Source organism: Bradyrhizobium sp. (assembly GCF_049581145.1).
Taxonomy (GTDB): domain Bacteria; phylum Pseudomonadota; class Alphaproteobacteria; order Rhizobiales; family Xanthobacteraceae; genus Bradyrhizobium.
This window is the reverse complement of sequence record NZ_JBAURI010001268.1, coordinates 1-10458: the sequence shown is the minus strand read 5'-3', so window position 1 is coordinate 10458 and position 10458 is coordinate 1. Positions and strand designations below refer to the sequence as shown.

Sequence of the window (10458 nt, the reverse complement as noted above, 5' to 3'; positions counted from 1 at the left end):
CGTTAGTTTTGCCGGAGGCACAGTTTTTCTATTCGAAAGGTGATCAGATGGGACAAGCCAAGCCGTTTCGCGCAACCGCGCTCATTGTCGAGGATGATCCGTCGCAGCGGGAGATGCTTTCTCTGCTTCTCGAACAGAGCGACTACGACGTCATCCAGTGCGAGAGCGCGGAAGCCGCCGAACTGGTGCTGGCGAAGAATGGCGGCTGCCTGTCCCTGATGATGACGGACGTCAATCTGGCCGGCGTGATGAGCGGCGTCGAGCTTGCTCATATCGCGAAAGCGCGCAATCCGGCGCTCGACGTGGTCGTCACCTCCGGTCGACCGCTGGCGCAGCCGCTGCCCGCTGGCGCAAAATTCTGGTCGAAGCCGTGGGCCGCGCTTGACGTGCTGCGCGAGGCGCAGATCGCCCACGTGGTCGCTGATGGCGGCCGCTGATCCGCTTTCGCGGATTTTCGCGCTTTGCTATGATGGGCGATGTCGCTCGCGTTCCTCCTGACCTCGCTCATCGTCGTCGTCTCGCCTGGTACAGGCGTGCTCTACACGCTGGCGGTGGCGCTGACGCGCGGCTCGCGGGCGAGCGTCGCGGCCGCGTTCGGCTGCACGCTCGGCATTATCCCCGCGATGCTGGCCGCCATGCTCGGGCTGGCCGCAGTGATGCACGCCAGCGCACTGGCGTTTGCGACGTTGAAATGGCTGGGCGTGGTCTATCTCCTGTACATGGCCTGGCAGTCGTTGCGCGAGACCGGGGCACTGTCGGTCGAGCCGCGGCTGTCGGCGCGTTCGAGCCGGCAGGTGATCGTGACCGGATTTCTGATCAACATCCTCAATCCGAAACTGTCGATCTTCTTTCTGGCGTTCCTGCCGCAGTTCGTCGCAGCCAGTGAAGTCCATCCCCTGACGCGGATGGTCGAGTTGAGCTCTGCGTTCATGGCAATGACGTTCATGGTGTTCATGTTCTACGGCCTGTTTGCAGCCGGCGTTCGCGACCGCGTCGTGACCAGGCCCCGGGTGATGACGTGGTTGCGCCGCGCCTTTGCCGGCGGGTTTGCGCTATTGGGCGTCAGGCTCGCGTTCGCGGAGCGGTGAGCCTCGGCTGGCGGTCTTGGCGGGAGATCGAGCGAAGGATGGATCAGAAGTGACTGCAGCAAAAAGGCGGGCAAGATGCCCGCCGTTTTTTTGATGATGTCCCGGACCGGGGTGCCCGGGCAGAACCAGCGCTCTACCCGGGCTTCAAAGGCTATTCGTCGAAGGTTACTTCTTCTTCGCCTTCTTGGCCTTTTTCGCCTTTTTCGCCTTCTTCGCTTTCTTAGCCATAGGATCCTCTCAGGGTTTAATGGATTGAAACGCGAGATACACGAGGCATGCTCGGCGGAGGGCCAGCCTCGCAAAATCCTCAGAACTAATCCCAGCAGATTCGCAGCGAACTGCCCCGCGCTGTCACGCCGCTGTCACTGCGTTATCCACAGCTGTTATGCGTTTCGACGCGGATTTCGAAAAAATCTTGCGCCGCCGATGCCGTGCATCGATCGCCGTGCCCACGAAGCGGCGCTCGCTTGCTAACAACGTGTGGCCGGAAATGAGCTGCGTTGGGGCCATCTCGCGGTCGCGACGTGGCGAAATTCGGAAAATCGGGGGTTAGCCGGCGCCGTCTTCATCAATTCAAAACCACAACGTCGTTTCCAGCAACGAGTTGAGAGTCCGTTAAGCGGCGTCGCCCCATGCTGTCCGTAGGACAACGGGGCGGTCGCAAGGATCATACGGACCGGCTCGAGAGCGATCCGAGAGGGGCAGAGGACATGCGCGTGATGGGGTCGCGATGCTGAGCGTTCCGACGTTGTTCACGGTGCTGGTGATCAATTTTCTCGCGGTAGGTCTGATCTGGGCCTATGTCGTGCGCAGCTATCCCAAGTTCGGCGCCGCGCGCTACTGGGCCTACAGCGCGCTGGCCCTGGCCGGCGGCGCGGGCCTTTCCATGCTGCGCGGCGCGATGGAGTCACGCCTGCCCTTGCTCGGCGGCGCCGGGTTGATGATCGTCGCGAGCTGCATCGCCGCCATGGGCGTCAGGCACTTCTACGGTCTGGATGTCTCCTGGCGCCGGACGGCGGCGATCACCGCGCTCACCCTGCTGGGGCTGGCCACCTTCCTGCTGGTCCGTGATGATATGCGAATGCGGATCGTAATCTATTCGCTGGGCCAATCGATCCCGATGGCCTCGATCCTGCCGCTGGTGCTGGGCCGGCGCGATGGCCGCGACAATCCCGGCGCGCGGCTCGCCGGCATCGTCGCGATCCTCATTCTCGCCATCCACGCCTTCCGCTCGGCATGCGCGGTGTTCCAGTTCGGTGGCGAGGTCTCCATGATCAGCTACAACGGCGTGCAGGCGGCGCTGATTCTGGGCTTGGTATTCCTGGGCATGGCGCTGAACTTCGGTTTCCTGCTGATGGCGATCGACCGGCTCCGCAACGAGGTCGCCGACCTGGCGCTGCTTGACGATCTGACCGGCGTCAGCAACCGGCGTCATCTACTGCAGCGCCTGACCGAGGAGTGCGCCCGCTCGGAACGCGGCGGCGAGCCGTTCGCGCTCCTGGTGATCGATCTCGACGGTTTCAAATCCATCAATGATACCTATGGCCATGCCGCGGGCGACGCCTGTCTGCAGCACTTCACCTTGATGGCACAGACGAGGCTCCGCCCCGGCGACCTGCTGGCGCGGACCGGCGGCGATGAATTCTGCATCGTGCTGCCGTCCTCGACGCTGCGTGAGGGCGCCATGATCGCGCGCCGGGTGCTCGATGTCTGCCGACAGGACGCCGAGGCCTGCGTCGGCGCGGATATTCCGATCGCGGTCTCGATCGGCGTGGCGCAATGGACGCCGGAGGTCGGCGGATTTCCCGATCGGCTGATTGCGGCGGCCGACCACGCGCTCTATGCCGCCAAGAAGGACGGCAAGAACCGCTACGCGGCCTATGATCCGTCGCCGCCGCTCGTGCCTGAACCCGAGCAGCGGCAGATCATGCCGGCACCGAGCTTGCGCCGACAGGCGTAACGGGTGATATCAGGCGGACCACGGGGCCCGTCCGATCATGATCTTCCGCCTGCTTGTGGCGGCATTCTGTGCCGTCGCGTCGTTGTCTCCGGCCGACGCGCAAACTCCCGAGCAAGGTTCCGATCTTGGCGCCATCGCCAAACGGTCGGGCACGCCCGATATCCCAGGCTTGAAGGTGGTCTGGCTCGCGCCCTGGGGCGATGTGGCCAAGGCCCATCCCTGGCGCAACATCATCGTGCACCAGACCGAGGGGCCGGCGGGCTCCGCGCGCGGCGGCGCGCTGGAGCAGGCGAAGAAGCCGGGCCGGCGCGGCGTCATGGTCTGGGTCGAAACCGACGGCACGGTGTACTGGGCCGTGCCGGAAACGCTCGTCACCCTGCACGGCGACGGCGCCAATCGCAACGACAACAAGTACATCGACAATCGCGCGACCTATCATCAGGTGGTTCGGGACAATTCGATCGGCGTGGAATTTGCCGGCAATTATCCCGACGTCACCCGCGGCGCCACCGACGCGCAAGTTTTGGCATGGCGAATCCTGGTCAAGGTCTTGCGTGCGCGCTACGGCATCGCGCTCGATCACGTCTATGCGCATGACTGGATCGATTACAAGGATGCGCGCTATTGCGAGGGTTGCGCGCTCGCAACCTTGGCCCGGGAGTGGGGGGAGCGGGGCGGTCGGTGAATTCGTCATTCCGGGGCGCGTTCAGTGCGGCCCTGGATCCCATGGCTGGCCCAGCGTTGCCGGGATGCGGCTCGAGGTTCAACACAATCTCGGCGCACTGTTCGCGGCAAATAGCGGGTGCAACAGGCAAGGCTCAGGACGGGGAGTTTGCAATGTCAGCATCGATCATCTGGCCGGTCGCAGCAGGCCTTCGCCAACTCTTTCGCGGCCAATTATTTCGGGGACAATTGTTTCGGAGCTGCGGCACCGCGGCCTTGCGCCTGCTGCCGGCCCTTGTGTTGTTGCTCTACGCGCCGGTGCTCCTCGCCGAGGAGCCGGCGGGCAAGCCGGTCCTGGAAACGAACAGCTTCTATCTGTCGTCGGCCGGTTTTCGCATCCAGGTCGCCAACGATCCGGCCGGACAAAAGGCGTTGCGCGCGCTGCCGGCCCACCGCTTCGTCACCAACGGGTCCGGCGACGAGTTGCATTATTTTTATGCCGAACCGCAGCATTGCGTCTGCATCTTTGTCGGCACCCAACAGGCCTATGACAGATACCGCAAGATCGTGAGCCGGCAACTGGAGCCCCGAGCTTCCGTGGCGCCTGATTACAAGACCCAGGCCGGGGTGCTGCTGGCCGGCCAGCCGTTGCGGCAGAGCACACGCGGCGATCCCACCACGCTGGCGGACTATCTCAGCACGCTTTACCCGCATTATTGAGGGGCGCGCGCGGCTGGAAGCCGCGGCAGCAGAGCCAACAAAAAAGCCGGCGTTGCCGCCGGCTTTTTCTCTCGTTGCAATCCGCCAATTCTCATCCGGCCTGACGCTTCGTCACGCGGACCGATCAATGCGCCGCTTCCAGCGCTTCCGCTTCCTGTCTCGCAATCGTGCCCTTGACCGCCGACTGCACCTTCTCGAAGGCGCGGACTTCGATCTGCCGGACGCGTTCGCGCGACACGCCGAACTCGGCTGCCAGGTCTTCCAGGGTCATCGGCTCATCCGCCAGACGCCGTGCCTCGAAGATACGGCGCTCCCTGGGATTGAGGACGCCGATCGCACCATTCAGCGCTTCGCGGCGATGATCGTACTCCTCGTGCTCGGCCATCAGGACTTCCTGGTTGGGCGAGTTGTCGACCAGCCAGTCCTGCCATTCGCCGGCTTCGCCGTCGTCGCGGATCGGCGCGTTGAGCGAGGCATCGCCGCCGAGCCGGCGGTTCATGTCGATGACGTCCTGATCCGTCACGCCAAGCCGTTTCGCGATCAGCTTGACCTGGTCGGGGTGCAGATCACCTTCGTCCAGGGCGGAAATCCTGCTCTTCGCCTTGCGCAGGTTGAAGAACAGCTTCTTCTGGTTGGCGGTGGTGCCCATCTTGACGAGCGACCAGGAACGCAGAATGTACTCTTGTATTGACGCCTTGATCCACCACATGGCGTAGGTGGCGAGACGAAACCCCTTGTCGGGCTCGAATCGCTTCACCGCCTGCATCAGGCCGACATTGCCTTCCGAGACGACCTCGGAAATCGGCAAGCCGTAGCCGCGATAGCCCATGGCGATCTTGGCCACGAGCCTGAGATGGCTGGTGACGAGTTTTTGTGCCGCGTCGCGATCGTCATGCTCGCGCCAACGCTTGGCGAGCATGTATTCCTGCTGGGGTTCCAGCATTGGGAACTTACGGATCTCGGCGAGGTATCTTGATAAACCCGATTCTCCGTTGAGAACCGGCAGTGTAGCTGTACGGGCCATTCAGCGCCCTCCAGTGGTTCAGGCCCCCGATAGCGGCGGGCCAGGCAGGCGGCCGCTGTGTTAAAGCCGGCCGGCCTGCGATGTTCCGCGTCGGACCTTTGACGCAGATGCAACATACACCAAAATGAGGGTCCTTTGGAAGGATCACCGCCGTCACGTCAGCGTGTGGCTGCCATAACCTGTTGGTATACCGAACGTTTTCTGAAGGGGCTGCGTCATAGCGCCGCTCGCAGGAATCGCTCCAGAAGAAGCAAATCCTCCGGCAGCGCTGATTGCCAGCGCAAAATCTCCCCAGTCGTGGGGTGCTCCAATACCAGGAGGTGGGCATGGAGCGCTTGCCGGCCGAGGGCGGTGAGTGCCGCCCGGGCCTGCGGGCCAAGATGGCTGGCCTTGGTCTTGAAGTGCGGGCCATAGACGGCGTCGCCCAGCAGCGGGTGGCCGATATGGGCCAGATGCACCCGGATCTGGTGCGTCCGCCCGGTTTCGAGCCGGCAGGCCAACAGCGAGGCGACCGGCTTGCCGTCCGATCCACTGAATGTCGCTTGAATCTCCCAGTGGGTGACGGCCTCGCGGCCGCCTTCGCGCACCGCCATCTTCTCCCTGGCGTGGGGGTGGCGATCGAGCGGCGCGTCGACCGTGCCGCGCTGCCGGTTCGGCACGCCCCAGACAAGGGCGAGATAGCCACGCTCCATTGCGCCGCCGCTGCGGCCGTGTTCGGCGAATTGCGCGGTGAGCGACTGATGCGCGCGGTCGTTCTTGGCCGCGACCAGGAGCCCCGAAGTGTCCTTGTCCAGCCGGTGCACGATGCCGGGGCGGCGGACGCCGCCGACGCCGGACAGGCTCGTCCCGCAATGGGCGATCAGCGCGTTCACCAGCGTGCCGGCCGGGTGTCCCGCGGCCGGGTGCACCACGAGGCCCGGGGGCTTGTCGATGACGATGATGTCGCCGTCCTCGTAGATCACCTGAAGCGTGATAGCCTCGCCCTCGGGCTCGGCGGGCACGGCTTCGGGCGGCTCGATTGTGATCGTCTGGCCAGCTGCGACATGATAAGCGGGGTCGCGGACGGCTGCGCCTCCAACTGAAACCACCCCCGCCAGGATCAGCGATTTCAGCCGCGAGCGCGACAGGTCCGGAAGCCGCGCCGCGAGCACGCGGTCGAGCCGCACGGAGCCTTCGTCGCCGGAGACGGTGACCTCTAAAACCGTTATTTGGGACCTCCCGGCTTGACTCTGAGACGAGCCTATTTGAGACGAGCCTTGCATGACCGAAACCGCACTCCCTCAACCGAGCCCCGAGCAGGCCGTGCTGTTTGCGCGGGTGCGGCGGATGATGCTGATGGCGGGCCTGACCACGGCAGTGGCCATCGCGGCCGTCCTGATCGCCATCGGCTACCGCCTTTTCCGCGCCGAGGGAAGCGCGGCCAGCAGCGATGTCACCGCCGTTCTGCCCAAGGGCGCTCGCATTGTTTCGACCGGCGTGGCCCAGGACCAACTGGTGGTGACGCTGGACATAGGCGGGATGACCGAAATCTACACTTTCGATGCGCGCACCAAAAAACCGACGGGATCGCTGAAGTTTGTGAATGAGCCGTAGGGACGGCGGCCTCAGGAACGCGGCTCGCTTCAGCCGGTATTGCCGGTCCCGACAAGCTCTGATCCTTGAGGCCGCCTTGGGGCACTTTCGGGCTGGGTTGGGAATGGGGCCACTTGATCGTATCGTCATCGCTGTTGGTTCGGCCCTTCAACGGGCTGCCTGCGCAGGAACTTCGGCGCTCGAATCGCAGTCGAAGCAAAGGGACGCCAGACTGGCGCGGATTTATTTTTCGCGCGAGAAGGCGATTGTCGGCACCACGGGCGGAACGGCGGTCTCGGCCGAAATCAAGGTCGACGGAAGAAACGTCGGATCGGTCAGCAACGGTTCCTGTTTCTTCATCGATCGTTCGCCGGGCCTCTATAGACTGTCGGTCGGGAACGCACTGTCGATCGCATTCGAGGCCGAGCTTCGGGTCGAGGGCGGCCAAAACGACTATCTGGGCATTGGTTCCCCGGAGACAGGGGCTGCCGGCAGGGACTTCGCCGATGTCGCTCTTGCGGGTGGCAGCGGAACAGATGAAGAGCCAATCCCACTGTCGAACGCGCTTTCGGGGGCCGCCTTTTTCCGCCTCGATCCTTCAACCGGTGCTGCCACGATCGCAGAATTAAAAGACCCTGAGCGCTGATAAAGTGTGGAGGCCGATTAAGCCTCCGGAACGGGCCCGGGCTTCAGCCAGCTTGCAGCCGACGGAATTCAAGGCTATTCCCTATTGCTGTATGCTCCCTTCGTCTAGCGGTTAGGACGCGGCCCTCTCAAGGCTGAAACAGGGGTTCGATTCCCCTAGGGAGCGCCAACGTGGCTGGCCAAGCTACTGACCGATTTGCGGAAAATGGTCAATCTGTAAAGTTTCGGATGCCTAACGGGCCGTTTCCTTGACACTTCCGGCCGCTGCCCGCTACTCCGGAACCATGCCGAAACGCCTTCCCGCCTACGTCCAGGGCTTCACCGACGATTGCGGCAAACCCCGCCACTACCTTCGCAAGCGGGGGCTGCCGCGCGTCGCGCTCCCAGGCTTGCCGTGGAGCGCCGAGTTCATGCAGGCTTACGCCTCTGCGCTGGCAGGCGAACGGGTCGAGCGGCCGAAGCCACCGCCGGTCGAGCGCGTTCCGGCCGGGTCGTTTGCAGCGCTGATCAAGCACTACAAGCGCGTCCGCTTCGCCGAACTCGGCGAGGTCACAAGGTCGAACTATGAGCGACTGTTCGGCCGCCTGGAGGCGGATTACGGATCGCTACCCGTCGCGAAGATCAGCGAGCAGCACATTCAGGCTATCGTCGACAAGCGCACAGCCGAGGGCGGGATCGAGGCTGGCAATAGCACGCGCCGTTGCTTCAGGCTCCTGATGTCCTTTGCAAAGGACTACAAGTATCGGCGCGACAACCCGGCCGCTGAGATCAGGAAGAAGAAAGCGCCGAAGGGCACGACCGGGTGGGACACGTTGTCCGAGGACAACATCGCACGCTACTTCGCGAAGTGGCCGCTCGGCTCGCGCCAGCACCTCGCAATGACGGTGCTGCTCTACACGGGCCAACGACGCGGCGATGTGGTGAGGCTTGGCCCCCACAATATCATTGGGGGCGCGTTCGATCTCGACAACGCTGCCGACCTGTCAATATCGCTGACGCAGCGCAAGACGGCACAGAGCCTCGTCATCCCACTCGCGCCGCCGCTCGTCGAGGCGCTGAAGGCCTGCAAGATCACAGCCGCATCGCCTGCATTCATTCTGACGCCATACGGTCAGCCCTACAGTGACAAGTCGTTCACGGGGAAATTCAGCGAGTGGGGCAAAGACGCGGGCATCAAAACGCAGTGCTCGCCGCATACGCTGCGATATGCCGCCGCTCGACGGTTGGCTGAATTGGGCTGCTCTCTGAAGGTGATCGCCGCTGTGACGGGACACCAAAGCCTAAAGGAACTGGAGCGCTACACGCGTGCAGCCGAACAGCGGCTATTAGCTCAGCAGGCTATTGCCGCGTTAGAACACGGTCCCACGGGTTAGCGTCTTCGGCGTCGCCGCTGAGCGCGTCAAAGGCGACATCGAGTTTGCGAAGGTCCCATAGCACGACGCCGCCGCGCCTGATCGGTTCGGGAAGCGCGCCGTCTTCCACCCACCTGTCAAATGTGGACGGCGAGATACCGACATAGTGCGCAGCTTCGAGACGGCGCAAACCACGACGAGGCTGCGAGGTCGAGCGGCTGACAGCCGACGAGCCTTTCAGTTCTGCATGTTCGTATTGCGCCGTCATTCATCCCGCCTCTTGATCTCGGCGTGACGTTAGGGCGGTTCAGTCAAATTCGGCAAGCAAACGAAGCCCGTGGGCGTGATTCAGGGCAATCTCACCGGGGGAACCCAGTAATTCCTCAATATCAATACCAGCTTTCAGGCTCAGCCATGGAGCGCTATCGTCGTCGAGCTCGCGACCAGCCAGGGCTACCAATCACGTTACGAATAGCTCATCGGCTACGTAGTTCACGAATCTGAGTGCTTGCCGTGACTTCTTTATCACCTCATCCGACGTGTCAGACAAAGTGTAAGCTAGCATGTTTCGATGAACGATGAGGTTTCTTTGCGAGCCCAAAAACATGAACGAAGTGACAGCGTTGACCAACTCTGGATCATCGCGGAGACGAGCTGCCGCTTTCAACTTAATCGGTTCACCAAACAAGCGGAAAAACCTCGTCGCCGAACTTTGCTTCCACTCAAACCACGTATGATACTTTTGTTCGATCGCGCCAATTTTGCAGAACTCGATAACTGTTTCGCTGTTCGCATTTGTCTGGATGTGGTCGATGACGACCTGCGTCAAGAAATCTTCAAAGAAACTCGCCGTCGCGATGATTAGCGTCTTTGCCAGTGTACCTTCGATCCCACTTGCCAGGGAGATTTCGTTATTCGCAACGAGGTACTTCAACGCCTCCTTCTGTGAGGCGTAGTAAGCCGTTGCCAGCTTCGCTCATGTCGTCGTCGCTCATGTCGAACTCCTTTCTGATAGTTGATAACTCGCGGGACCACGCAATCAGCCGCCGGTTCTTCAGCGCGACGTGCAGCGTCCCGATTGTATCGGGATCAGCGTTCCAACCGTCAGCGTCCTCGTCGAGGTAATCGTTTGATTTGGTAACGTATTTAGTAACCTCCGAGACCCTCTTCGTCCGCCTCACATCACAGATCGGGGCGTAGTCCAGCCCACGGCATTCTCGCCACATGCGCACCCATTCCGCCTGGGGCACGTACAGATCATGCGCTTTTGAGAAGTAGTTCGGATCGACGAGCAGCAAAATATGCATGTGGGTAAGCGTGATCACGCATTTTGATGGTGCTTCGTCCGAGCTGTTTGATGGTTGGTTGGAGCGCGGATGGCGGCCCCGACGCGCTCAAGCGCGCCATCGTGCTCGCGACCGTCAAGGACGCTAC

At 62.5% G+C, this 10458-nt stretch carries 13 protein-coding genes and 1 tRNA gene; 9 read left to right on the top strand and 5 right to left on the bottom strand.

The window, feature by feature from the left end; genetic code table 11:
- Positions 1–47: 47 nt before the first annotated feature.
- The 5 genes from WCB02_RS40290 (at position 48) to WCB02_RS40270 (ending at position 4431) form a co-directional block, all read left to right on the top strand.
- Complete coding sequence (locus WCB02_RS40290) at positions 48–437, top strand: response regulator (protein ID WP_423968164.1); 390 nt, start codon at positions 48–50, stop codon at positions 435–437.
- A gap of 39 nt (positions 438–476) precedes the next feature.
- Positions 477–1088 carry a LysE family translocator gene (locus WCB02_RS40285; RefSeq protein ID WP_423968161.1) on the top strand — a complete coding sequence of 204 codons (612 nt, stop codon included), beginning with the start codon at positions 477–479 and terminating at the stop codon, positions 1086–1088.
- A 730-nt stretch (positions 1089–1818) separates the two neighbouring features.
- Entirely contained in the window at positions 1819–3048 is a 1230-nt protein-coding gene (locus WCB02_RS40280; protein ID WP_423968159.1) for a GGDEF domain-containing protein, read from the top strand.
- A 37-nt stretch (positions 3049–3085) separates the two neighbouring features.
- Entirely contained in the window at positions 3086–3733 is a 648-nt protein-coding gene (locus tag WCB02_RS40275) for a peptidoglycan recognition protein family protein (RefSeq protein ID WP_423968157.1), read from the top strand.
- 152 nt (positions 3734–3885) lie between these two features.
- Positions 3886–4431: a hypothetical protein gene (locus tag WCB02_RS40270; RefSeq protein WP_423968155.1), complete on the top strand. Its 546-nt coding sequence runs from the start codon at positions 3886–3888 to the stop codon at positions 4429–4431.
- Between the two features lie 124 nt (positions 4432–4555).
- Here WCB02_RS40270 and rpoH read toward each other — a convergent pair whose 3' ends face one another.
- Positions 4556–5455 (bottom strand): RNA polymerase sigma factor RpoH, encoded by a 900-nt coding sequence (gene rpoH, locus WCB02_RS40265; protein ID WP_423968153.1) that lies wholly within the window; start codon positions 5453–5455, stop codon positions 4556–4558.
- Between the two features lie 215 nt (positions 5456–5670).
- Complete coding sequence (locus WCB02_RS40260; RefSeq protein ID WP_423968150.1) at positions 5671–6717, bottom strand: RluA family pseudouridine synthase; 1047 nt, start codon at positions 6715–6717, stop codon at positions 5671–5673.
- Between WCB02_RS40260 and WCB02_RS40255 the strand changes: the two genes are divergently transcribed.
- From WCB02_RS40255 to WCB02_RS40240, 4 genes are all read left to right on the top strand, one after another.
- On the top strand, positions 6716–7048 hold the full coding sequence (locus WCB02_RS40255) for a hypothetical protein (protein ID WP_423968148.1): 333 nt from the start codon (positions 6716–6718) through the stop codon (positions 7046–7048). The two genes, WCB02_RS40260 and WCB02_RS40255, sit on opposite strands and share 2 nt — an antisense overlap.
- Before the next feature lie 103 nt (positions 7049–7151).
- Positions 7152–7673: a DUF2846 domain-containing protein gene (locus tag WCB02_RS40250; RefSeq protein ID WP_423968146.1), complete on the top strand. Its 522-nt coding sequence runs from the start codon at positions 7152–7154 to the stop codon at positions 7671–7673.
- Positions 7674–7766: 93 nt separating this feature from the next.
- Positions 7767–7841: transfer RNA gene (locus WCB02_RS40245), tRNA-Glu, on the top strand.
- Positions 7842–7920: 79 nt separating this feature from the next.
- Positions 7921–9045, top strand: coding sequence for a tyrosine-type recombinase/integrase (locus WCB02_RS40240; RefSeq protein WP_423968144.1), 1125 nt, complete (start codon positions 7921–7923; stop codon positions 9043–9045).
- Here the strand turns inward: WCB02_RS40240 and WCB02_RS40235 are convergent.
- The 3 genes from WCB02_RS40235 to WCB02_RS40225 all read right to left on the bottom strand — a co-directional run bounded on the left by WCB02_RS40235 (position 9011) and on the right by WCB02_RS40225 (position 10349).
- A complete protein-coding gene (locus WCB02_RS40235) occupies positions 9011–9292 on the bottom strand; it encodes a helix-turn-helix transcriptional regulator (protein WP_423968142.1) in 282 nt (93 codons plus the stop codon). The two genes, WCB02_RS40240 and WCB02_RS40235, sit on opposite strands and share 35 nt — an antisense overlap.
- 192 nt (positions 9293–9484) lie before the next feature.
- Entirely contained in the window at positions 9485–9958 is a 474-nt protein-coding gene (locus tag WCB02_RS40230) for a HEPN domain-containing protein (RefSeq protein WP_423968140.1), read from the bottom strand.
- A complete protein-coding gene (locus WCB02_RS40225; RefSeq protein WP_423968137.1) occupies positions 9936–10349 on the bottom strand; it encodes a protein rep in 414 nt (137 codons plus the stop codon). The genes WCB02_RS40230 and WCB02_RS40225 overlap by 23 nt, the downstream gene beginning before the upstream one ends.
- Positions 10350–10458: the final 109 nt, after the last annotated feature.

Coding starts and splice junctions, on each gene's coding strand:
- WCB02_RS40260 (WP_423968150.1), bottom strand. CDS start 6,717: ATGCAAGGCTCGTCTCAAATAGGCTCGTCTCAGAGTCAAGCCGGGAGG.
- WCB02_RS40275 (WP_423968157.1), top strand. CDS start 3,086: ATGATCTTCCGCCTGCTTGTGGCGGCATTCTGTGCCGTCGCGTCGTTG.
- WCB02_RS40285 (WP_423968161.1), top strand. CDS start 477: ATGTCGCTCGCGTTCCTCCTGACCTCGCTCATCGTCGTCGTCTCGCCT.
- WCB02_RS40250 (WP_423968146.1), top strand. CDS start 7,152: ATGGGGCCACTTGATCGTATCGTCATCGCTGTTGGTTCGGCCCTTCAA.
- WCB02_RS40270 (WP_423968155.1), top strand. CDS start 3,886: ATGTCAGCATCGATCATCTGGCCGGTCGCAGCAGGCCTTCGCCAACTC.
- rpoH (WP_423968153.1), bottom strand. CDS start 5,455: ATGGCCCGTACAGCTACACTGCCGGTTCTCAACGGAGAATCGGGTTTA.
- WCB02_RS40255 (WP_423968148.1), top strand. CDS start 6,716: ATGACCGAAACCGCACTCCCTCAACCGAGCCCCGAGCAGGCCGTGCTG.
- WCB02_RS40290 (WP_423968164.1), top strand. CDS start 48: ATGGGACAAGCCAAGCCGTTTCGCGCAACCGCGCTCATTGTCGAGGAT.
- WCB02_RS40235 (WP_423968142.1), bottom strand. CDS start 9,292: ATGACGGCGCAATACGAACATGCAGAACTGAAAGGCTCGTCGGCTGTC.
- WCB02_RS40280 (WP_423968159.1), top strand. CDS start 1,819: ATGCTGAGCGTTCCGACGTTGTTCACGGTGCTGGTGATCAATTTTCTC.